The organism is Chryseobacterium sp. FW101-FHT12H09 (assembly GCF_058790395.1).
Genome location: NZ_JBYTCP010000001.1, coordinates 1,156,185 through 1,181,176 on the forward strand (window position 1 = coordinate 1,156,185; position 24,992 = coordinate 1,181,176).

Consider the following 24,992-nt stretch of genomic DNA (forward strand, 5'->3'; position numbering starts at 1 on the left):
GTATTTATATTTATTTAGTTTCTGATGAGGTCCAATATTTTTATTTTTGAACAAGAAATGACAAAAAAGCACCGTCTCAACAGTGCTTTAATTTCTTTATTGAGGAAAGCAATCCATACTTACCTTTACATAGGTCTCACAGCATTTTGGCAATGCATTAAAGTCAGCACAGGATCTTGGAAAACCCGGTCCGTAAGGTCCTACAGGACAATTCTCATTACATGCCGTTCCTCCGTTGATCGATTTTAAATTTTCTCTGTCTAATTTTTTTAAATTTTTCATATTAGTTTGAATTTGAAACATGAATAAAAGATTAAATTAAAAAAATAAGCTTTAGAAATTCTGTCTAATTAACGGTCTGATCAAAACATTCTGAGCTTACCAATACCTTAGATTTGCAACATTGCGGCAATGCATGAAAAGCTTCACAAGATGATGGAAAACCCGGACCGTAAGGTCCCGGAGGACAATTTCCTATACAAACAGCTCCTCCATTAATTGATTTTAAATTTCCTCTGTTTAATTTCTTTAAATTTTTCATATAATTCAATTTTGTTTGAATTATAAATATAAATAAATATATTAGATTACAATGAAAATTAAGATAATTATTACAGATGTGAAAAGAGCACAATAAAGGCTGTTCAAATGAACAGCCTTTATTATATCCTAAGATATTACCGGTCCAACACACGCTGGACTGAGAAATGCTTCATTCTTACAACATTGCGATAATGATTGATATGCCGCACATGAATGAGCTGCACCTGATCCTGGTGGGCCATACGTATTTCCTGCCGGACAGCCTCCTGGACAGCCTGAACCATTAATTGTTTTTAATTGTGTTCTTGATAATTTTTTCATGATAAAGATATTTTGTTAAACAGTTTTTTTTATGTTAAAAATTATACCATAGGAGCATAACAGGTTCCTCCCGGAGTTCGCCAGCACCCCCATCCCCCTGATCGGAAACATACAAGGGCTGCGCCACCACAGGTATCTATCTGAAACTGGGTAAATCCGCCATTTACTTTTTTTTGTTCTTCTCTTGAGAGTTTTTTAATATTTTTCATAATAAAATGATTTAATTGTTTTAAGGTTTAGAATATCATTCAATATTTGTTTCACTCGAAAGTGAGAATTAAAAATAAAAAAACAAAGTGAGACTTAATATCTGTATAGAATAATTAAGTAAGTGTGAAGATTTCCATGGTTTTTGTATTTCTCTTCAGATCATTGGAAAAAAGAAAAATAAGAGTTATCAACGATCAATATTAGATACAAAAAAAACTATTCCAATTCTTGTCGAAATAGTTTTGTATTTGAACTCGATCATTTATCCTGAGTTTAAAGCGCTAAATTATAAAAATCAAAAAATACAACATGGATTTGGGGAACAATAATTAATGTCCGTAATTATATTTTCACATGAACTTTTTATTTTTATGTAAGCTCGGGGAAAAGATTAGTTCTTACCTGAGATAATTTCTGTAACATATCTTTTTTAAGCTTGGCTCCAGTCAGTGAAACAATGAAAAATAAGAGATGTAATTTCTTTAATCGTGCTTTCATTTTTACAAATGCTAAATTTTCATGTAAAAAAAGTTAAAAATTTTAATATATGTAAAATTTTAATATTAAGTTATACTTAACAAATTAATGTAATAGATTAAGTATCCTTTAATAAAAACCATACACTACAAATCAAATAAAAAATAAAAAAACATTTGCAAATGAGATATTTGACAATGTTCATAAATAATGAAAAAGTCTATTATTATTGTTATTGTAAAAAATAACAAGAAATTTGTTAATTATACATTAACTTCAATCATCTCCAAAAAAGCAAATACTGAATATTTGTAAACTTTTGAGTAATTATTTTGAAAATAATGTTTACTATTTTCTTTCAATTCTCAAGAGAAATAAATAAATTTTGAAATCAAATGAAACCGTGATTACCAACAAGATACAAGCCGTTTATTTTCATGTTGTTTTGAAATATTTTTCATTTAAGTCTCTGAAATATTTTTATTTCCCAAAATAACTTCTACATTTGTCTCTTCAAAGATGCAATTAGTACAAAACATATCTGTAACTACTTACTCGGAATTTTCTATTCCGACTGCATCCTTTATTATTACAATTACTTCTACAACTACAACCCCATAGCGGGGTAGATTTTCACATATTATTTCAGGTACCTGTACTCTTTTTTTTAAAGGGTATCCTTCTCAATTTTTCATAACCTTAAAAAATAAATGATGAAAGTCTTAAAATTTGGTGGAACTTCTGTAGCTGATGCACAGGCCATTCTACAAGTCGAAAATATTATAAAAAAAGAATCTTCTGACCATAAAATTATTGTTGTCGTTTCAGCCTTACACGGAGTTACAGACCTATTGATTAAAGCAGCAGAACTTGCATCTATTGCTGATGAAAACTATCTGCAATATCTTAAAAATCTTGAAGAAAAACATTTAGCAATCGTAAAAGAAATCTTCCCTATTTCAGCGCAAAGTTCTTGGTTAAGTTTTGTAAAAAAGCATTTCAATGATATTGAAGATCTATGTAATGGTATTTTCATTTTGGGTGAATTTACGGCAAGAATTAAAGATAAAATAACATCTTATGGCGAGTTTCTGTCATCAAATATCATAACTGCAAGATTAGAATCTGCAGGATTTGATGCTGTATGGCTGAGTTCACCTGATCATATCAGAACCAATAACAACTATACTCATGCAAAAGTGGATTTTGATGTTACCGAAAAAAACCTGAAACATTATTTTAAACATAACCACAATCAGATCTTTGTAGCTCCCGGATTTATTGCGAGTGATGAAAATGGAAACAGAACAACATTAGGAAGAGGTGGATCAGATTATTCTGCTTCCATTATTGCTTCCGCAATTGATGCCGGGGAACTTCAGATCTGGACCGATGTAAGTGGAATGATGACCGCTGACCCGCGACTCGTTTCCCAAGCTAAAGTCATTCCTGAAATATCTTACCAGGAAGCCATGGAACTTTCCCATTTTGGAGCAAAAGTACTTTATCCACCAACGATTCAGCCGGTTATGGTAAAAAATATTGATCTTAGGATCAAAAACACCTTTGATGCAGAGGCACCCGGAACTTTGGTTACACAACATTCAAAATCTTCTGATAAGGAGCAAGAACAAATAGCAGTTGGTATTTCCAATATGAATCATATCGCTCTTCTTACTTTGGAAGGAAGCGGGATGGTAGGTGTTCCGGGTATCTCAGCTAAATTATTTCAGTGTTTAAGTCATGAAAAAATAAATGTCATCCTTATTACCCAAAGCTCATCGGAACATTCTATAACCATTGCTATTAATAAACAAGAAGTTTTCCACGCTGAAAATGCAATCAATTCGGCATTTGAAGATGATTTTAAGCTGAAAAGAATAGAACCTGTAAAAATTGAAGACAGGCTTTCTATTGTGGCGTTAGTTGGAGAAAATATGAAAAGCAGAAGCGGTGTTAGTGCAAAAATGTTCAGTTGCCTGGGAAGCAATGGAATTAATATCAGGGCAATTGCGCAAGGCTCTTCAGAAAAAAACATCAGTATTGTTATTTCTGAAATTGATACTAAAAAAGCAGTCAATATTCTGCACGAAGAATTTTTTGAGTCCGAAATAAAACAGGTCCATCTTTATATATGTGGAACAGGAAATGTAGGAACTAAGTTAATACAACAGGTTTACGCACAGAACAAATACCTGATAGAAAATCTGTCGATCAATCTTAGAATTGCAGGTTTATCAAATAGCCGGAAAATGGTCTTTTCAGACCATGGAATTCCAGAAACTGATTATCTACATTTTCTTGAGAATGGAGAGGCTGCTTCTGCCCATCAGTTTAGTCAGGAAATCAGAACCCGAAATTTACGAAACTCTGTTTTTGTTGACCTTACCGCTAATCCTGAGATTCCCGAAATTTATGAAGACCTTCTAAAGAAAAGTATCAACATTGTGGCTTGTAATAAAATTGCTGCGGCTTCAGATTTTGAAAATTACAAGAAACTCAAAAATCTTGCAAAAAATCACAATTGTAACTTTTTCTTTGAAACCAATGTAGGAGCTGGATTACCTATTATAGGAACAATAAATGATCTGGTTAGAAGTGGAGATATTATTACTTCAATACTGGCAGTGCTAAGTGGCACTTTAAATTTCGTTTTCAATCATTATGATGGTACTCAGCCATTTTCTGAAGTAGTCGCTCAGGCACAGAAAGAAGGTTTTACCGAACCTGATCCAAGACTGGACCTTGCAGGAACAGATGTCGCACGGAAAATTTTAATTCTGGCTCGTGAAGCTGGTTTCCCGTTGCAGTTTGATGAAATTGAAAACGTCAGTTTCCTTCCGGAGGAATGTATGAATGGCGATGTAGATTATTTTTATAAAATGCTCGTGAAATATGAAGATCATTTTAAAAACTTATTTGATCAGGCTAAAAAAGAAGGTAAAATCTTAAAATATGTAGCCGAATTTAACAATGGAAAAGCAAAAGTAGGATTACAGCATATCAGTCCCAACAGCGATTTGTATCATCTATACGGCAAAGACAATATTGTAATTTTCAAAACTCTAAGATACTCCGAACAGCCATTGGTGGTAAAAGGAGCTGGTGCAGGTGCTGAGGTTACTGCGAGTGGGGTTTTTGCAGATATCGTCCGTTCAGTTTAAAAACATAAAATATGAAAAGTATAAAAATTAAAATTCCGGCAACAATTGCCAATCTGGTTTGTGGTTTTGACATTTTAGGAATGGCCATTAATGAGCCATACGACGAAATGGAATTAAGAATAACACAAATACCTGATATTATCATCCGGCATACCGATCATTTTGGTCTTCCGGAAGAAGCTTCAAAAAATGTAGCAGGTGTTGTATTAAAAAAAATATTGGAGCATCTGAATCTGAAAAATGGATTTGAAGTGATTATTCATAAAAACATAAAACCGGGCAGTGGTCTTGGTTCCAGTGCAGCAAGTGCCGCGGGAGCAGCTTTTGCAGCGAATGTTTTATTAGGAAATATTTTATCCAGAGACGAGGTCATTCATTTTGCCATGTTTGGAGAAGAATTAGCTTCCGGAGTCAGGCATGCAGATAATATTGCACCATGCATATATGGAGGTATAGCTTTGGTAAAATCTTCAAACCCCATTGATATTATCCCTTTGAACACTCCTGATCTGTTTGTTGCTGCAGTTCATCCTCAGGTAGAGGTGAAAACGTCTGATGCCAGACAAATACTGAAGAAAAATATAATGATGAAAGATGCCGTAACGCAATGGGGAAATATTGCCGGGTTAATTGCCGGTATTGAGAAAAATGATCTATCGCTGATCGGAAGAAGTCTAAATGATGTGATTGTAGAACCTGTCCGAAGTATTTTGATTCCGGAATTTGATACCATTAAAAGAAAGAGTTTGGAGCTTGGCGCATTAGGTGGCGGCATTTCGGGATCCGGCCCTTCTATTTTTATGCTTACGGAAAAGAAAGAAACGGCAGAAGAAATCGTCCGGATGATGAAATCCGTCTATGACAAAATTGAAGTGGAAAGTTTTGGATATGTTTCTGATATTAATCCTACAGGAATTACCATTATAGAGCATAATCATTAATCAAAACTATAAAAGATGAATTATTATAATTTAAAAGATAAAGAAGAGCAGGTCAATTTTAAAACAGCTTCTACTAAAGGTCAGGGGAAAAATAAAGGACTATTCTTTCCTGAAACGATTCCTCGGTTTGATGAAGATTTCATACGGGATCTCAACCGGTTTTCAGATGAAGAAATTGCCTTTCGCTGTATGAAAGATTTTGTGGATGAAGAGATTCCTGAAATGGAATTACGAAAAATGATCTCGGAAACCATCTCATTTGAGATCCCACTTAAGAAGATCAATGATAAAATTTCTGTACTTGAATTGTTTCATGGTCCTACCCTTGCCTTTAAAGATATTGGCGCACGGTTTATGAGCCTGTGTCTATCTTACTTTTTAAAAGATGATGATAAGAAAGTTACGGTTTTAGTAGCTACTTCCGGAGATACCGGAGGTGCTGTTGCCGGTGGCTTTTATAAGGTTCCCGGGATCGATGTCATTATTCTTTATCCTAAAGGAAGGGTAAGCATTGTTCAGGAAAAGCAATTAACGGCTTTGGGAGAAAATATCACAGCATTGGAAGTGGATGGCAGTTTTGATGATTGTCAGAATCTTGTAAAACAGGCTTTTTCAGATGAGGAAATTAATTCCAGGATTTTTCTAACTTCTGCGAATTCTATTAATATTGCAAGATGGCTACCTCAGCAGATCTATTATTTACTGGCTTTAAAAAAATGGCAAAAAGCTGAAAAAGGAGATCCTGTTATCTGTGTACCAAGCGGAAATTTTGGAAACATCTGCGCCGGAATTCTAGCCCATTTTAGAGGAATGAAAGTCGATCATTTTATTGCGGCCTGTAATGCTAATGATGTTGTTCCTTATTATTTAAAAACAAAAATTTTAGAACCTAAAGAAACAGTGGCTACCCTTTCCAATGCAATGGATGTTGGTAATCCAAGTAATTTTGTGCGTATTTTAGAATTGTTTCAGGATCAGTTTGAAAATCTAAAAAACAGTATTTCAGGATATTCTGTAAATGATGAAGATACTTTAGAGACGATAAGGAAAGTTTATGAACAGTATAACTATATTCTTGAACCTCATGGAGCTGTTGCCTATTCAGCCCTGGAAAATTATTTAGAGGAACATCCTGATAAAAAGGGATTCATTCTGGAAACGGCTCATCCTGTAAAATTTCCTGATTCTGTAGAGAAAGCAATTGGAGAAAAAATCAAAATTCCCGCGTCATTAAAGGAATTAATGAACAAGGATAAAAAAACAGTAGAAATTAATTCAGACTTTGAAGAATTAAAACGATTTTTGCTAAATAAAAATTGAATTTTATGAGCAAAATCTTTCTAGAGGATGTTAAAATATATGCGTACCATGGTGTTTTACCTGAAGAAAACACCATTGGCACGTACTACTTACTCAATTTAGAAATTCACACCGACCTTTGGAAAGCATCTGAATCTGATGATCTGAATGATACAATCAGCTATGCCGACATCAATGATATTATTCATGGTGAAATGAAAATTAAATCCAAACTTTTAGAACATGTTGCAGGAAGGATCATTTCAAAAATTTATGAAAGTTTTCCTGAAATTTCTTATATTAAATTAAAAATTACCAAAACGGCTCCACCAATGCAAGGAGAAATGACAGGTGCAAGCATTGAGCTTGAAAAAAGTTTCAACCCTAATAATTAATAACATTATTTTCACTTTCCAACCTATGAACTTGAAATTCACGACCCTATTATTTTCGCTGTTATTTGTTAGTATTTTTGGCCAGACCAATATTAATAATCAACTGGCAGATTATAATTTTCCAAAGATAAAATCCAGCATTACGATGCCGGTAACAATACCACTTTCTGAAATTGGCAATATGATCAATTCTTCAGTGAAGGAGCTGATCTATCAGGATGATTCGTACACGGATAACAATAATGACCAGTTTAAGGTGAAAGTCTGGAAAACACGTCCTATAAGACTTGTTGGCGGAACCAATCAAAACCTTTTAATCGAAGTTCCTTTGAAAATATGGGCAGAGAAAGGGATTGGTACCCTTGGAATTTATTCATATCAGAATACTACTTTTGAAACGGTAATGTATTTTAATACAACCTTAAATTTTAAAAATAACTGGACCATTATTACAAACACACAGCCGATGGGATTCAAATGGGTAACGAAGCCTGTTTTAGATTATGGAAAAGTGCAGATCCCCATTACTTCCCTGGTTGAAAAAAGCCTGAAAGAGCAGCAGCTAAAATTCTGCAAAACGATCGATCAGCAAATGGGAACTCAACTTAATTTTCAGCAATATGCTGTAATGGCGTGGAATGTTTTCTCCCAACCTTTTAATATCTCTGAAGAATATAATACATGGCTAAAAGTAACGCCAGTGAATGTAAATATCACACCACTTAAATTCTATGGTAATCAGATCGATGCCAATATTGGTATAGATATTTATTCTGAAACGTTTACAGGAAGTAAACCGGCATCTTCATTACCCGTAAAAACGGCAGGTAATTTTAACTTTACGCCAACCCTTGGAGATCAGTTTTCATTGCAGACGACAGCAAATGTTCCTTTCACAGAAGCATCGAATATCGCCCGAAAAATGTTCCTGGGTAAGGAATATGATGTCCGGGATTCTAAAGTGAAAATTACAGATATCAGGGTATATGGTGTTGAAAACAGAATTATGATCGAAGCCCAGACTGAAGGATATATAAAAGGAACAGCACTTATTTCGGGAATTCCTGTGTATGATGATATCAAGAAAAAAATTGTGCTGTCGAACACTAAGTTCAAGCTGAAAACAATGAATATCCTGCAAAAAACAGCCAGTCTATTGTTTCAGGGGAAAATTGTAAAAATGATCGAGGAAGAATACGGAATTCCTACACAGGAACTGGTTGATACTTCTAAAAAAAGTATTGAAGAAGCTTTTAATAAAGAATATTATAAGGGTTTAAAAATGAATGGAAGAGTCTTCAATCTGAGACCAAGTCAAATCCTTTTAGGTACTTCTGGAATTACCGCTGTCATCGACACAAATGCCTCATTAAAACTAATCATCAATGGAATCTAAGTAAAACTAAAAACTAAACTATACACCATGAGAAAATATTTACAAATTGTTGACAGACATAGGGCTTCACAAGGCCTTAGACTGGCTAATTATATAATTGATTTTATTTTCAGCTATATATTGATCCTGATCCTGTTCGGATTACTGGGCGTTGCTTATGCATTGATCACAGGCAGTACTGTAGAAGAAATAGGATACAGGATGGAAAATATGAATCCGATGCTGGATCGGCTGATCACTTTATCTGCCTATCTTTTTGTTATGTTTTTAACCGAGCTAATTACTCAAGGTAGAAGCCTAGGTAAATTGATTACCGGAACTAAGGTAATTATGACAGATGGAACCTCACCTAATGTCGGTAATTACTTGCTAAGAAATATTATCCGAGGAATCCCTTTTGTAGATCCGCTATCATACTTAGCTGATAAAAGTGGACTTCATGACAAATGGAGCCAGACCTGTGTTATTATAAAGAAAGATTATGAAGCTGAGTTACAGTTGAAAAGCGATATAAACACCCTTGGAACAAAAGAAAATATCTAAAAAACTTTGTTTCATTCAGAAAAATTTTTATATTTGCACACCTCAAAAATGGTACTTTGGCCGAGCGGCTAGGCAGTGGTCTGCAACACCATCTACAGCGGTTCGAATCCGCTAGGTACCTCATCGCCTTTCTTTAAGAGACTGTAAATCAGTTGATTATTGAAAGGTGTTTTTATTTTGTCCTGTTACTACAGAAAAACAAAGTGTTTTTTTCTCTGTTATACCATATACTCACATACATTAACAATAATTTTTGTAGTAAAGTAACAAAAACACTTTAATTCAGCTCTTTATGATTGCGATCATAAATAAATTTAAAGATCTATCACTAGTTTTGAACTAGAAATCCAATCTAATAATAATTTTCATCGTTTACTATTGCAATGCTTCTCTTCTTTTGAGAAGCATTTATCTGAAAACACTTTTTAAAATAGCATTCATTTGCCCTTTGGAGTTCTTCTTTAATGAAGGACTCCTTTTTAAATAAAAAAATCCCCAACCGAAGTTGGGGATAAAAACTAATAACCATGAAAACTCAAATTAAACATGAGTTACATTTTACATTGAAATATTGTGCCAAAAAGGCTATCTATTTCCATTTTAGCATTATTTTAAGAAAAAAAAATCAATAAGAATCAGTTAAAATATTTTCTTTTTAGCAACAACTAACTATATTATAGAACATTACAAAACAATAGAGGAGACTTTATTATTTAACATATAATTTTAATTCCTGCAATATCATTCTGGGCAAACCAAAGGTTCCTGTATAAAAGAAATCCAACCTGTTTCAATAATATACAGAGCCATTACATACAAATCTTTATCCTTAGAGTTTGGGTATTTCTTGTTTAAAGACAACAGCACCACTCCATCATTTTTATAAATCACTAAACCACAGATATATATCTACATCACTGGGAATACTAAGTTTTTTCCGCAGGTTATATTTTTTGGTCTGAACGGTTCTGACAGAGGTGTGGGTATATTCTGCAATATCTTTTGTTGAAAAATTTAAATACAGGTAGGCACAAAACCTTATTTCTGAACTTTTAAGATTGCTTATTTTTAATAGCTTTTCCGTAAAATGAGGATTATAATCATTAAACCTTGTGAGGAATTCAGGGCTATTTTGTTTAGCCAAGAGGATTACTTCATTAAACAGACCATTATCATGCAAAACGGGTTGCTCTACTTGTTTATCGATTTTGTCTAAGCTTTTACTTTTATATTTTTTATAAAAAAAGAAAATAAAATACACCAATAGAATACATATTAAAAAACTGGCAATTAAAATATATTTTAATCTATCAGCCTGTTCTTGATGCTCCGTTTCGTCAATATTTTTCTTCTTGTCAATAATATCATTGAGATTTTTATTCTGTTTATCGTTGATATTTTCTTCAGCAAGAAGCCGCATCGAATAGTAATTAACACTATCGGTCACCTTCATGTCTCTATATAAAATTAACAAAGCTGTATTAACCGCTTTTACATAACCCTCACTCTTATAGAATTTGCCCGCGATATATTTGCTGGTCCACAAATATTGCTGAGCTTTTTTGTAGTCTTTAATGGCCTTATAATATCTGGCCGCATACAAAGAGGAATAATAGGTACTTTCCATATTATTTATTTTCTTCGCATCACTGATAGCTTCTTCAATGTATACCTTTGCTGAATCCGTCTTACCTAAATCAAGATACATCCATGCAATAGAAGATGTTGGTTTATAACTATTACTGATCTTATCTTTACTTGGATTTGAAAGATACTTACTAGTATTGCTTCTAAATATTTTAGCCCGTTTGTATGCTTTTTTATAGGCATATAATGCTTTTTCTTTTTCACCAGTATCATTATAGAATTCACCATAATACCAATTCAGTAAATAATCAAAATAAGGATTTTCTCTTACTCTTGGAGGTATTTCATCTAATTTACCTAACGCATCCATTCTTTTCCCTAGTTTCATGAATAAACCAAATTGCAGTGCACGCAAATAGAAGACAATTTCAGGATCAGTATCGGGAGTAATTAATTTTTCAACTTTATCTCCATAATTAAATGACTTCTCTATATCATTATTTTTATTATAAATATTAGCAATCTTTAGATTACCTAAAGCAACACAATCTTTATAATCTGCTCCCCCACATTGCTCTATAATATTTTTGATCTTTTTTATTTCCCCATCACCTGCTGTTGAAAAATCGATACCATAGATCATATCTTTATAATGCTTTTCTCCTAAAACTTGAGAAAACGAAAATCCAGACAAGCAGAAAGCAAATACAAGCAATAATAATTTTTTAACCATAGTTTTTAAAGTAGTTTCTTTTTCAACTGCAAAACTAATGTACTTATTTTTTACCATTCCATATAAAAACATACGTATTACATACTACTATCTGTTTATCAATACATTAAAACTCATTTACAAATAAGATAATAAGTAGTTTTGGAAAAAATAAAAAAACAAATCCCATCAAATTTTAACAATTAATAAGTATTGATTGTTGTAAGTCCGTTTTAGCTTACTTAGGGATTCATTTATAAAAACCCATAAATATTAAATGTATTATTTTATGAAAAAGAAAATTTTACTCATTTGTGTATTGGCTGCTGGTTTTACTGGTGCTTATGCACAGAGATGGGAACCTGCTTCAAAGGTTTCTCCAATGAGAAAAGAGGTAGATGTTAAATATGCTTACAGAGTAGATTTAGCGTCACTTAGGAATCTTTTAAAAGATGCCGTAGAAACAGGAAATGGAGCGAAACCTGTAGTTATTTCTTTACCAACCGTAGATGGTAAGATTGAAAAATTTGCGGTTTACAGTAATCCTGTTATGGAAAAGTCTATGGCAGACAGATACCAGTTGGGATCTTATGTTGGGATAGGAATTGATGATCCTTCAAAATATCTTAGATTCAGTACTTCTCCCACCGAGATGCAGTCTATGATCATTAAAGACGGGCAATATCAGTTTATAGAACCGGTAACTGCTGATAAGCAGACTTATGGTGTTTTCTATAAAACCAAAAGAACTGGTGGAGAACATGGCTTCAGCTGCTCTACGGATGAAAAAAATTTCGGTGCTATCAAAGCTTTAGAAAAAAACGGAAAAAAAAATCTTTCTAGTGTAGGAATTACCAGCAGACCATCAAGTACAAAGTACAGAACCTATAAGTTAGCATTATCTGTTACAGGAGAATATACTCAGCATTTTGGTGGTACCGTGGCCGGTGCTGTAACGCAAATGAATGCAACAATGACTCGTGTAAACGGAGTATTTGAAAAAGATTTTGGAGTTAAATTAATAGTTCAGGACTTACCGGGAATTATTTATACAAATGCTGCTACGGATCCTTATTCTATTGCTGATGATATGGGAAATTGGAATTTAGAGTTACAAAATACCTTGACTGCCAATGTTGGTAATGCTGCTTATGATATTGGGCATTTGTTTGGAGCTTCAGGAGGTGGAGGAAATGCTGGATGCGTTGGATGTATCTGTGTAGATCCTACAGCTGCAGATCCTGAAGGAAAAGGATCCGGATACACTTCACCTTCCAATGCAGTTCCCAGTGGCGATTCTTTTGACATCGATTATGTAGCTCATGAAATGGGGCATCAGATAGGAGGTAATCATACCTTTTCAAAAAGCACTGAGAATTCAGGAGTGAATGTAGAACCCGGTGGGGGAACAACCATTATGGGATATGCAGGAATTACACAAGATAATGTACAAATGAATTCTGATGCTTATTTCCATTATGCTTCTATTGATCAGATCCTAACCAACCTTGAGGGTAAACCCGCTTGTGGAATAGCTCAAGACATTATAATAAATAATGCTCCGGTAATAGCTCCTCTTACGGCATATAGCATTCCTAAAGGAACAGCTTATTATCTGGAGGCAAATGCTATCGACGCACAAAATGATCCTTTAAATTATACCTGGGAACAGTATGATAGTGTAGATACCTTTGCTTCAATTTCTGGAGACAGTGGATGGGGATATAACACCCAGGGTGCTTTGTCCAGATCTTGGCCAGGAACGGCAAGTGGAAGAAGGTACTTCCCAAGCATGCCGACAGTGATGAGTGGAAGCTTAACAGGTAAAGCAGGTTGGGAAACGGTTTCATACATTCCAAGAACATTACATTATGCGGTAACAGTAAGAGATCAAAATAGTCTAAGACCAATGTTATCTTCTTCTGAAACTACTGTGACTGTTGGAAATGACGGACCATTTAAATTCAATGGCCTTACCGCTTCTTCGGTATTGTATAATAATGCAACAAATACCATTCAGTGGGAAGTAGCCAATACAAACGCTGCTCCATATAATGTTACAAATGTCAAAATAGACTATACAACAAACAACGGAACGACATGGACGGACTTGGTCGCTTCTGCTCCTAATACAGGTAGCTATTCTGCGCAAATGCCAGGTAGCCTAACAGGTACTGTTAAATTCAGAATATCTGCAGTTGGAAACATCTTCTATGCAGTATCTCCTCAAATTACTATAGGAACAGCTCCAACATCAACAACGAATGCTCCAACAGGAGTGGCAACTATTGATACTGAAGTTTTCAAAACAACAGCAAGAGTAGATTGGAACAGTGTACCTGGTGCTACTTATTCAGTCAATTACAGAAAAGCAGGGACTACAAACTGGTCAAATGCAACAAGTCCTGTCAATTCAGTAGTTCTTAATAACCTTGAAGATGAAACGAATTACGAAGTACAGGTTGCTGCTGTAGTGAATTCTGTTCCGGGGACATTCTCCAGTAACTATGCTTTCAAAACGAAAGGACTGAAGACTGGAGTTGACTACTGTTTAATGACTACTGGAGGTAATAGTACGCTTAGCATCGCCTACAGCGCACTTCTTTCATTGTCACTTTCTAACTTGGTACATTCCGAAGGACAAACCGTATCTTCAATATCAAATACTTATAGAGATTACAGTGAGGATCCTACTAAACTGATCAACTTAATCAAAGGAACCCAATACACTTTGTCGTACTCAGATTATGCAAACAGAGCAGGTGGTCAATATAATGACTGGCTCCAGGTTTGGATCGATTATAACAGAAATGGTGTTTTTGAAGCTTCAGAAAAAGTTGGCGCTAAAAATGCTATTCCTGGAGCAAACAGAAGACACACAGGAACAGTAGTATTTACGGTACCTGCAACGGCATATTCCGGAGATAAAACTTTAAGAATGAGGGTGGCTAGTACTTTCTTTAATGGTGTAGATGATGCTTGTGGCAGTCCATCCGTTCCAACGGGTCCAAATGAGTTTATTTCAGCAGGTTCTTTCAGAGACTTTCCTGTAAAAATTACCGATGCTCTTGCTGTAAATGAAGTAAAAGGAACAAACTCTGAAATCGAAATTTATCCAAATCCGGCTGATACTTTTGTAGAGGTTAAAAACCTGAAAGGAAAAGCTGATTACAAGATTTACAGTGCTGAAGGAAGATTGGTACAAAGTGGTAAACTGGATGGTCAGAGAATTAATGTTGCTTCATTAATAAAAGGAATGTATATCATTTCTATTACGAGTGAGAACAAAACTTATAACACAAAACTAATCAAAAAATAATTTCGTACAATTAGTTTATTTTTTAATACCTGTGAATGCTTTATTATTTGCAGGTATTATCTTTTTTTAATCAATAAAATAAGATCAGAATGAAAAAAACTATACATAATATCTTCATTATACTACTGCTGAATATTTCAACATCACTCTTTTCCCAAGCAGATAATGTTCTTTTTATTGGTAATAGTATTACCTATTTTAATGATATGCCGGAACTCTTTAAAAGCATCTCCATTTCAAAAGGAAAAAACGTTGACGTTACTTCTCACACCGTTGGAGGAGCCGGATTCCTAAATCATGTGAACGATGCAGCACTATTTCAAAAAATAAGATCTAAAAACTATAAATATGTAGTTATGCAACCAGGAACAGGTGAGTCTGCAGGGGTAAGCAATCTCGTAATTTTAACCGCAGAACGTGGTAGAATAATACGGGATTCCATCAAAAAATACAGTCCATGCTCTAAAATTTTCCTGTATGAAATACCGTATGGAGTTCCAGCTCAAAATGATTATGCCACTTATTTCGCTTATCAAAAGATCATTAAGGATTCTATCACTAAGATGTCCAATCTTATGCAGGTGGAAATGATCCCAGCCGGAGAAGCAGCAAGAGCTCATTATACAGTAACACAAGATCTCGCATTACATGGTTCTTATAATGATATACATCCAGGATTGCAGGGAAGCTATCTCGTGGCATCAACAATATATGCCACAATCTTCCAAACCTCTGTTTTTCCATCTACTTTTTATGGAGGACTTGCCCAGGATAAAGCAGAGTACTATCAACAAATTGCAGGTAATACATTTTTAAATAATCCTGCACAATGGAATACCAATATCTTTCATCTGAATGCTAATTTTTTAGTCACAGGTTCAGGTCAAAATATAGATCTCCAGAATCAATCAACCAATTACAGTAGTGTGAACTGGAATTTTGGTGATGGAACAGTTTCTACAGCCACGAACCCTACTCATCATTATTCATCCCCGGGAATTTATACAATTACACTTACCGTTAATAAAAATTTGTGTTCCGAAACCATATCAAAACAAGTTGATACTAATTTATTATCGGTCACCGAAAATAAAACCTCAAAATTCGAATTGTACCCAAATCCTGTCGAAAATACAGCATTTATAAAAACAACAAAACCTATTAAGGAAATTACGGTATATAGTATGGACGGAAGAAAAATCCGGACATTTCCTGATCTTAATATAATGAATGGAAAAATTGATTTCTCAATTCTTACCAAAGGAGTTTACATTCTAAGCATTCAATATAAAGATGGTGGCTCTGAAAGTATCAAATTAATTAAAAAATAAAATCATTCCATGGTTCGTCAATTTCCCAAACTCTCCAATTCCGGAGAGTTTTTATTTTGCTACTATAGTAAACATCTCATAAATCATACAATACTCTGGCACTTTTGTCATGATCATTTTTGATTCTATTTCACTGCTAATTTAAACTCAAAAAAAATAAGCTCTCATTTCTGAGAGCTTATTCTATTTAATAATTATATTAATATTATTCTTTGATAAATTTCTTTTGAGCACTGCCCTGAACATCTTCGATGTCTATTACATATACTCCATTTATCAATCTGCTTACATCAACTTTATTATTTAAAATAATTCCGCTGGTGATAAGCTGACCCGCCGCACTGTATATTTTATAATTAGCTCTTTTGCTAATATTTTTCACATTCAGTATAGAGCTAACTGGGTTAGGGAAAATAAGAATTTCCGTTTGATTAGTTGCATTAGCCACTGGATTTTTAGAAATTCTTACTGTGTAATCTTCAACTTCTCCATTATCAAAACCTGTACAGTTTACAGGAATACCATCTCTTTGCATTGCTACTCTCATGACAACATATTTATAATCTGTCATACTGATAAATGCATCGGTTGGTACACTGAATGTTCCTTTAATAGGCGTTGTTGTATTGGGTGAAGAAACAAGGATTCTTTCGTCTATATCAAAAGTTCCGTTTCTATTGAAGTCAATCCATACTGCAATCCCTTCATTATATGTATTTCCAAGCCATGATTTCTCAATAGAGATCTCATTTCCTGTAGAACCCTGAATCAATTCTATAAATGTAGCAGGAGTCGCAGTAAAATCTGAATATACTGTAGCATTGGAAGAATTCTCCATGGTAGGTTTACCATTTGGTTTCACGGTAACCTTTGAAATAAATTCAGATGCTGAACTTCCTGATTGCATTTGACAATAGATCACGGTAGGAGTAGTGAAATAGTAAGGAAGTGTATAGCTTCCAGGTGCGCTTCCACAAATATTAGCAACCTCCATTTCATACTTTGTTAATTCCAATAATCCTGTAATCGTGTATGTATTAGTTGGTGCAGATACATATGTCCAACTCGGAATACCTACTTTTCTATATCTTAAAGTATAAGTACTACCTGGGAAAGAGTCCCAGATCACAACAGCACTTGTAGGAGTTAAGTTAGTTATCGTTAATCCCGGAGGAGGTAGATCACACGTTCTCTCTGTAGTAAATACTGCTGGAGATGACCAGGCATTGTAAGTAGTTTCATTATCGCATTTATTAGCGATCTGAACTTCGTAAGTGGTATAAACACTTAAACCCGTTAGTGGATAGGTGTTAGTTGGTGCTAATGGCAGAATAATATCAGCACTCCATCCTGTGTTACCACTACCCACTATTCTGTATCTCATTTTATAAGATGAGCTAACAGCAAGTGGTCCCCATGTAATCAATGCTGAAGTTGTAGTAATATTACTTACTGTAACATTCGGAGGTGTAGGATCACATTTTGTTGTAAACTCATTATGTGAATAAGTACCAGGAATGCTGTTACAAACTGCAGCCACTTCTACCTCATACAAAGTTGCAGGTAATAAACCTTGCAAGTTATATGAATTGTTTGTTGCTGGCGCTGCAACTGCTGGCACAGCTACAGATGTCCAGGCACCACCTGAACCAACAGGTCTGTATCTTACAAGATACGAAGCTCCACCAGTATCTTGTGGCCATGTTACCGTTGCCGTATTATGAGTAATTCCACTTACTGCCACCACCGGTGTTGTAGTACTACAAATTAATAATTTTATGTTATCCACGGCTGCCGGAGGCTGATTACCTCCACTGCCATCATTTTTCCATTCGAACACCAAACGCATCGTTGTTCCTGCAAAGCTACTGATGTTTAAAGTCGAGTTAAGATACGACTGCCAGGTAGCTTGTTGGTTATAGTTGTTTCCTAACTGAATTCTTCCCGGACCTGCAGCGATAAGAGTTCCTGCTGTAGGCATGAAAGATGTTGGTACCAGCCAAACTCGTAAAAAATCAAAAGTACTTTCACCATCTGCTTTCCAATCAAAAGATAAAGTAGCAATGGAAGCTCCTGCTGGAACTAATATATCTCTATATGCCTGAACTATACTTGTTGAACCCGTTGCATAGGCATTCGTAGTTCCATTGGTATTTGAAATATAAATGGAATTGGCAGTGTTTCCTGTCGCAGCTCCATAAAACCATTTGTTTACCTGAGTTCCATTTACAAATCCAAAGTCATTATTTGTAGAGAAATTTTGATTATATGGAATTGTTGCTGGTATCTGTGTTGTGCTAAAACTTGGACCAGGGATCCAGAAACTACTGTCACTTGAGCTACAAACAGATTTCACCCACCAGTAATAAGTCGTATTTGGTGTTAAAGTAGTTAAGTTTACTGATGTTGTAGCACTCGTTCCTGTTGGTGGTGTGCCTGCTACAGGAGGAGTATTCGTTGTTGTAAGATAATATGCATATCCGTTAGCTGGTGCTGGAGTCGGTGCTGTCCAGCTTAATGTAGCTGCTGTCGCCGTTACTCCATTTACCACCATCGCTGATGGAACAATACATGTAGGAATGGATAAGTTGATATTATCTACAGCTGCAGGAGGTTGAGTTCCCCCACTTCCGTCATTTGTCCATTCGAACACCAAACGCATTGTTGTGCCTGCAAAACTGCTTAAATTTAAATTCGTATTAAAATAAGTCTGCCAGCTTGTTTGCTGATTGTAATTAGCTCCTACCTGAATTCTTCCTGCGCCAGCAGTAATCTGAGTTCCTGCAACAGGCATAAAAGATGATGGCACCAACCATACTCTTAAGAAATCCCAAGTACTTTCTCCATCACCTTTCCAGTCGAATGAGAAAGTAGTAGCTGTAGTCCCAGCTGGAATAATAATATCTCTATAAGCATGAACATAACTATTTGAACCTGTATTATATCCATTGGTAGCCCCGTTATCATTCGATATATAAATTGAATTTGCGGGATTTCCGGTAGCAGGACCATAAGCCCATTTATTAGGCTGAGTTCCACTGGTAAATCCTAAATCATTACCTGTAGAAAAGTTCTGGCTATATGGAAGTGTTGCCGGTATTTGTGTTGTTGTAAAATTTGCACCCGTAACCCATAAACTACTATCCGTTGGACTACATACAGATTTCACCCACCAGTAATAAGTCGTATTTGGTGCAAGCGTAGTTATATTCACAGATGTTGCAGTTGTAGTTCCTGTAGGCGTTGTCCCTGCAACAGGAGGAGTATTTGTTGTACTAATGTAATACGCGTATCCGTTAGCTGGTACTGGTGTTGGAGCCGTCCATGCTAATGTAGCTGAATTGGAAGTTACCACAGATACAGGCGATGCAGTAGGTACAAGACATGTAGGAATTGATAAATTGATATTATCAATTGCTACTGGAGGTTGTGTTCCTGCACTGGTGTCATTTCTCCATTCAAATACCAAACGCATTGTATTACCTGCAAAGCTGCTAACATTCAGAGTCGTATTAAGATATGATTGCCAGGTAGACTGTTGATTAAACTGACCCACCTGAATCCTACCAGCTCCAGCAGCAATTTGATTTCCGACTGTAGGAGTAAAAGTAGCAGGAACAAGCCAAACTCTTAAATAATCCCAAGTGCTTTCTCCAGCTGCCTTCCAGTCAAATGCAAATGTAGCAATGGTTGATCCTGCTGGAATAGCAATATCTCTATAAGCCTGAACTGTACTCTCATTACTGACGTCATAAGCATTCGCCGTACCACCATTATTTGAAATATAAATGGAATTGGCCGCATTACCTGTTGCTGAGCCGTATTCCCATTTATTTGGTTGACTTCCATTTAACAGTGTGAAATCATTTGCCGTAGAAAAATCCTGAACATACGGCAATGTTGCGGGTGCCTGTGCATACAGGCCCACATTGATCAAACACAGAAGAAGTATTAAAAAAATAGAAAATCTCTTCATAAGTTATCATTATTAATATTAATCCTACAAATCTAAATCGTTTTTTCATAAGATTTAGTATATAATCTAATATTTTTTGTGGGAATTTTATAAAAATAAAAGAACAGTTGATTAAAAAAAAATGAGAATTCATCGGTGTATAACAGAATTCAGGAATTAAAATACAAGAAAACATCCAATTATAACTCTAATTTAACTGCCAATATAATCTGGATTTCTATGGATATCAGAAAGCTCAAATAGACTAATTAATCTAAAAACATACTTAAAATGAGGACACCATTATCACTACAAACGGCCTCCAGAGAGGCCGCAAAAAACACAAATGATGAAAAAAAATCTATTTCTAGAATCGAAATAGAATATCTTAAAATTAGAATATCATCTTTTCCAATATTTCTTTGACTGTGGGAAATCAATACTATAGCACCAAAATCCCGACTTATAGCTTTTTTTTCTAAGGATCAGGTAAAATGTTATGATAATAAGCATTGATGAAAGAAATAAAATGCTTGATCCTAAGACAAATGAGTAATCATAAAGTTCCATAATTATAGTTTTTCAAAATCTAAAAATAGCATTTATTTCTAAAACCAGTGAATAAAAACTGTATAAAATCCTATAATAGAACTAATTTTATAAAATTTTTTTACAAATTACCTATTCTTTCCATTTACAGGAATATATATCCGGCAGCCATAGAATTTTAATATTGATGGTACTTCTATCACTATATTATTACTGCATGAGCAGGATGCTACAAGTAAAATAATTCTATGAAATATAAACTTTGAAAAACATCTTTTTCATATTACTGTTATCTGCTAATCAAAAATAGAGATTTTATATGAATATAATTAAAACTAATAATTAAATGAAGGTTACATTATTAACAAAAAAATCCTCAGTAATACAACTGAGGATCATTGATGAATAATATTTTAGAAGACTATAAACTTTTTTAATCATTAAAAGCTAATTATACCGCCGCAATTTTCATGCCTGATATATTAGAAATTAACAACTTCTGCCAGAAATTAACTTTCTTATGATTTAATTATAAATAGTAAAAAACATATCTACCAAGAACAGAGGGTTATACCAGAGTTAATGATCTATTATCGGAAATTTTTAAAGCATTAAATCATATTTTTTGATTTCTTTTTGATTTTTTAACATTACTTAACTAAAACTTGGCTTCAAAATTGGAAATAACTATACAGCTAAAGTCGTTTTTGATTTGGCAACCTTGTAAAAATTTGATTTATGAAAAATATAGTATTAACAGGTCTCTTATCAGTATTTTTAATGACAGCCTGTAAAAAAGATGATCAGGTGGCTGAAAAGTCTCTGGAACAGCAGAAAATTGAATTTCAGGCAAAACAACTTGAAATAGAAAAACAAAAATTAGCTATCGAAAAAGAAAAGATGGCCTATGAATCTCAGAAAAAAGCAGACAGTATTGTGGAATCCAATAAAGCCAAGTCAGCTGCAAGAAATTCGGAGCCAAAAGTAATTACAAGAACCAGAACTGTATACAGAGATAGAGAATCAAATTCAAGTAATGGGTCTTATGCCAACAACGAAAGTAACTCTTCACAAGGAACCACTCAGGAAGCACCTAAGAAAAAAGGAATGAGTAAAGCTGCCAAAGGAACCATTATTGGTACAGTTGGTGGTGCAGCAGCAGGTGCTATTATTAGCAAGAACAACAGAGGATTGGGAGCTGTAATTGGAGGTGTTGTAGGTGGAGCTACTGGTTATGCGATCGGAAGATCAGGAGATAGAAAAGATGGTAGAGTACAACCACGAAATTAATAATTATTTATAAAAGAATAAAAGATTGCTTATTTTTAGGCAATCTTTTTTTATGATATTAACTCTGTTTTCTTCTATTATTATAATTTCGACCTTATTAGGTTTAGGAAGAATTGTGGAGTTAATTTCAGGAACATTATTTCAGGGAATATCAGGTAAAATCATATCCGGGATTTTCGCAATATCTATCATATGGACTATTCTTGCCTTTTTTATTCCGCTTAATATATATGTAGAGATATCCACCATTACAATTGGACTTTTTTTCTTTTTTAAAGACAGGCTCTACCTCGAGTTCTACCAATTCACTAAAAAAGATACACTGTTAATCATAGCCACATCGTTGATCATACTTTTTTCAGGCTCCTATTATCCTTATATATTAGATCATTTTGGATATTATGTTCCATCTATAAAATGGCTTTCTGAATATGGTCTGATTAAAGGCATATCAAATCTGGATCTGACTCTGGGACAAATGTCGGTTTGGCATATATTTCAGGCAGGATTTTCTAATTTCAGTGATCCATTTTTAAGAATTAATGTTATTATTCTAATCGTTTATGTGCTTTATATCGTTGAAAAAAAATCGTGGATCCAATTGGTATTTGTTCCCATCATGCTTTTGTTTTCCCAGTCTCCAAGTCCTGATCTTCCCGTGATCATTTTTTCATTGATTATATTAAATGAAGTACTTACAGGTAATAATAAGACTAGTCTTTTGTTTGCATTTTCTATTTTTGTTTTTACCATAAAGCCAACAATGATATGGCTTCCGATATTCAGTTTACTTTATTCGATTTTTATCATAAAGTCAAATTTTAAAAATCTAATACTGGGATGTTTAGTTCTTATTTTATTTTTTATTAAAAACATCTGGACATTTGGTTATCCTGTTTTTCCGGTTCCTATTGGCGATCTTGGAGTATATTGGAAGCCTAATCCGCAATTTTTAAAAATATCTTCTCAATTCGCCGTTCAAAAAACGTATGATATGCAATACTCTTTTGAAGAAATTCAAAAGTTCTCAGCACTGGATTATGCTAAAAACTGGCTCTTCCTGAATGGAATTAAATCCAAGATCAATATTTTATTTATCCTAAGCCTCATTACGTTTATCCTATTTTCAATAAGAAAAAAGAATACTGTCGTTTATTTAATTGCTATTTCGCTCGTTATAAAAACTATACTTGTACTTTTATTTTCTGCTCAGTATCGATTTTTTATAGATGTATTTTTTGTTGTTTTCTTTATCCTGTTTTCACATTATTTCTCCCGACAAAAATCAATAATTACATTTTATATCGTTAGCATATCTGTTATTTCTTTTTTGTCATTCCCTTTATTTATCGGCATCCATATTCCAAGTTACAAAATGGCTCAATTCATGGGAAATTTTGAAAAGAAGCAAATTTACGAACCCTCAAGATATAAGTATACAGCTTTTAACTCTTTTAAGGTTGGAAATCTCAAATTCAATGTTTCTAAAAACTACCCTTATAATTTCGGCACTCCCCTTCCCGCTATCACTCCTTATCAAATTATTGATAATACGAAAGCTCATATCTTCCCACAGCTTATTAATAAAGACAAAATCAAGCAGGGTTTTATCTGGAAGAATATAAATACCCAGGAGAAAAAAGAAGTAAACCATATCATTAACACGACCACTCAACCTAATTAATAGGACGCCCGTTAATATTTATTTTCATTTGAAGTTTTGAATTTAAAATTCTGGAAAAGCTGTAATTCACAATTAATTTCAACCATTCAAAAGAGAGTATGGAACTTATTATGAATATTATCATTACTTTCCATAAATAGAACAAATACAAAGGCATTATTATATTAAGAAAAAGCCGTAAATTTGTGCTATGTTCAATACTTTAGGTAATCTTCTCAGTCTTACAACATTTGGAGAAAGTCACGGTGTGGCTTATGGTGGAATAATTAATAACTTTCCGGCAGGATTAACAGTTGATTTTGATAAAATTCAATATGAACTGGATCGCCGTAAACCTGGGCAGTCAGCAATTGTTACTCAGCGAAAAGAAAGTGACACCGTAAAATTTCTTTCCGGAATATTTGAAGGAAAAACCACAGGTACTCCTATTGGTTTTACCATCGAAAATGAAAATCAAAAATCAAAAGATTATGATCATATTGCCAATGCATATCGTCCAAGTCATGCAGACTTTACGTATGATCAAAAATTTGGAATAAGGGATTATCGTGGTGGTGGAAAATCTTCGGCAAGAGAGACTATCAATTGGGTGGTAGCTGGGGCACTTGCAAAACAAATGTTATCTGATATAGAAATTAACGCATATGTGTCTTCTGTTGGCGATATTTTCTGTGAAAAACCTTACCAGGATTTAGATTTCTCAAAAACGGAAAGCAATGATGTACGTTGTCCGGATGCAGAGACTGCTGAAAAGATGATCTCCAGAATTAAAGAGATAAAAAAAGAAGGAAATACTATTGGAGGCACCATTACCTGCGTCATTAAAAATGTTCCTGTAGGAATTGGTGAGCCTATTTTCTCAAAACTTCAAGCTGAACTGGCTAAAGCTATGCTTAATATTAATGCCTGTAAGGGTTTTGAATATGGAAGCGGATTCTGCGGTGCTAAAATGACTGGTAAAGAACATAATGATGCTTTCAACCAGGACTTCACTACAAAATCTAATCTTTCAGGTGGGATCCAGGGCGGAATTTCAAATGGAATGGATATTTATTTTCGTGTGGCCTTCAAACCTGTAGCCACTATTTTAAGACCTCAGGACAGTGTCGACAGAGATGGAAACGCTGTGATTGTTGAAGGAAAAGGAAGACACGATCCATGTGTAGTTCCAAGAGCTGTCCCTGTTGTAGAAAGTTTGGCTGCATTTGTATTGGCTGATCTGTTTTTAATTAACAAGACAAGAAATTTAAATAATTTTTAAACACAAATAATATCA

At 34.3% G+C, this 24,992-nt stretch carries 18 protein-coding genes and 1 tRNA gene; 12 read left to right on the forward strand and 7 right to left on the reverse strand.

Annotation, left to right across the window (positions count from 1 at the left end; translation table 11 throughout):
- Positions 1–96: 96 nt before the first annotated feature.
- The 5 genes from AC3WRL_RS05315 to AC3WRL_RS05335 all read right to left on the reverse strand — a co-directional run bounded on the left by AC3WRL_RS05315 (position 97) and on the right by AC3WRL_RS05335 (position 1,572).
- Positions 97–282, reverse strand: a complete 186-nt coding sequence (locus tag AC3WRL_RS05315) for a bacteriocin-like protein (RefSeq protein WP_214833061.1) — start codon at positions 280–282, stop codon at positions 97–99.
- Positions 283–346: 64 nt separating this feature from the next.
- Positions 347–541: a bacteriocin-like protein gene (locus tag AC3WRL_RS05320; protein ID WP_214833062.1), complete on the reverse strand. Its 195-nt coding sequence runs from the start codon at positions 539–541 to the stop codon at positions 347–349.
- Between the two features lie 128 nt (positions 542–669).
- Positions 670–864 (reverse strand): bacteriocin-like protein, encoded by a 195-nt coding sequence (locus AC3WRL_RS05325; RefSeq protein WP_214833064.1) that lies wholly within the window; start codon positions 862–864, stop codon positions 670–672.
- Between the two features lie 41 nt (positions 865–905).
- Positions 906–1,073, reverse strand: coding sequence for a bacteriocin-like protein (locus AC3WRL_RS05330; protein ID WP_492329866.1), 168 nt, complete (start codon positions 1,071–1,073; stop codon positions 906–908).
- A gap of 370 nt (positions 1,074–1,443) precedes the next feature.
- Positions 1,444–1,572 (reverse strand): hypothetical protein, encoded by a 129-nt coding sequence (locus AC3WRL_RS05335; RefSeq protein WP_261511064.1) that lies wholly within the window; start codon positions 1,570–1,572, stop codon positions 1,444–1,446.
- A 692-nt stretch (positions 1,573–2,264) separates the two neighbouring features.
- Between AC3WRL_RS05335 and thrA the strand changes: the two genes are divergently transcribed.
- From thrA to AC3WRL_RS05370, 7 genes are all read left to right on the forward strand, one after another.
- Complete coding sequence (gene thrA / locus AC3WRL_RS05340) at positions 2,265–4,715, forward strand: bifunctional aspartate kinase/homoserine dehydrogenase I (protein WP_492329867.1); 2,451 nt, start codon at positions 2,265–2,267, stop codon at positions 4,713–4,715.
- Between the two features lie 11 nt (positions 4,716–4,726).
- Positions 4,727–5,656 (forward strand): homoserine kinase, encoded by a 930-nt coding sequence (locus AC3WRL_RS05345; RefSeq protein WP_261511062.1) that lies wholly within the window; start codon positions 4,727–4,729, stop codon positions 5,654–5,656.
- Positions 5,657–5,671: 15 nt separating this feature from the next.
- Complete coding sequence (gene thrC / locus AC3WRL_RS05350) at positions 5,672–6,976, forward strand: threonine synthase (RefSeq protein ID WP_492329868.1); 1,305 nt, start codon at positions 5,672–5,674, stop codon at positions 6,974–6,976.
- Between the two features lie 5 nt (positions 6,977–6,981).
- Complete coding sequence (folB, locus tag AC3WRL_RS05355) at positions 6,982–7,350, forward strand: dihydroneopterin aldolase (RefSeq protein WP_214833072.1); 369 nt, start codon at positions 6,982–6,984, stop codon at positions 7,348–7,350.
- A 25-nt stretch (positions 7,351–7,375) separates the two neighbouring features.
- Positions 7,376–8,746 (forward strand): DUF4403 family protein, encoded by a 1,371-nt coding sequence (locus AC3WRL_RS05360; protein ID WP_251040633.1) that lies wholly within the window; start codon positions 7,376–7,378, stop codon positions 8,744–8,746.
- A gap of 27 nt (positions 8,747–8,773) precedes the next feature.
- A complete protein-coding gene (locus tag AC3WRL_RS05365; RefSeq protein WP_214833074.1) occupies positions 8,774–9,289 on the forward strand; it encodes an RDD family protein in 516 nt (171 codons plus the stop codon).
- Between the two features lie 50 nt (positions 9,290–9,339).
- A tRNA-Cys gene (locus tag AC3WRL_RS05370) sits at positions 9,340–9,410 on the forward strand.
- A 759-nt stretch (positions 9,411–10,169) separates the two neighbouring features.
- Here the strand turns inward: AC3WRL_RS05370 and AC3WRL_RS05375 are convergent.
- Positions 10,170–11,609 carry a LuxR C-terminal-related transcriptional regulator gene (locus AC3WRL_RS05375; protein ID WP_261511059.1) on the reverse strand — a complete coding sequence of 480 codons (1,440 nt, stop codon included), beginning with the start codon at positions 11,607–11,609 and terminating at the stop codon, positions 10,170–10,172.
- Positions 11,610–11,877: 268 nt separating this feature from the next.
- Between AC3WRL_RS05375 and AC3WRL_RS05380 the strand changes: the two genes are divergently transcribed.
- Both AC3WRL_RS05380 and AC3WRL_RS05385 read left to right on the forward strand, forming a co-directional pair.
- Positions 11,878–14,907 (forward strand): reprolysin-like metallopeptidase, encoded by a 3,030-nt coding sequence (locus AC3WRL_RS05380; RefSeq protein ID WP_492329869.1) that lies wholly within the window; start codon positions 11,878–11,880, stop codon positions 14,905–14,907.
- Positions 14,908–14,996: 89 nt separating this feature from the next.
- Complete coding sequence (locus tag AC3WRL_RS05385; protein ID WP_492329870.1) at positions 14,997–16,238, forward strand: PKD domain-containing protein; 1,242 nt, start codon at positions 14,997–14,999, stop codon at positions 16,236–16,238.
- A 205-nt stretch (positions 16,239–16,443) separates the two neighbouring features.
- On the opposite strand, the gene AC3WRL_RS05390 is transcribed toward AC3WRL_RS05385, so the two are convergent.
- Positions 16,444–20,214 (reverse strand): fibronectin type III domain-containing protein, encoded by a 3,771-nt coding sequence (locus AC3WRL_RS05390; RefSeq protein WP_261511056.1) that lies wholly within the window; start codon positions 20,212–20,214, stop codon positions 16,444–16,446.
- A 1,266-nt stretch (positions 20,215–21,480) separates the two neighbouring features.
- On the opposite strand from AC3WRL_RS05390, the gene AC3WRL_RS05395 reads away from it, so the two are divergent.
- From AC3WRL_RS05395 to aroC, 3 genes are all read left to right on the forward strand, one after another.
- The gene (locus tag AC3WRL_RS05395) at positions 21,481–22,032 is read left to right on the forward strand and encodes a YMGG-like glycine zipper-containing protein (protein WP_261511055.1); all 552 of its coding nucleotides are present in this window, start codon (positions 21,481–21,483) and stop codon (positions 22,030–22,032) included.
- A gap of 52 nt (positions 22,033–22,084) precedes the next feature.
- Complete coding sequence (locus AC3WRL_RS05400) at positions 22,085–23,716, forward strand: LIC_10190 family membrane protein (protein ID WP_492329871.1); 1,632 nt, start codon at positions 22,085–22,087, stop codon at positions 23,714–23,716.
- Positions 23,717–23,906: 190 nt separating this feature from the next.
- Entirely contained in the window at positions 23,907–24,977 is a 1,071-nt protein-coding gene (gene aroC / locus AC3WRL_RS05405) for a chorismate synthase (RefSeq protein ID WP_214833088.1), read from the forward strand.
- Positions 24,978–24,992: the final 15 nt, after the last annotated feature.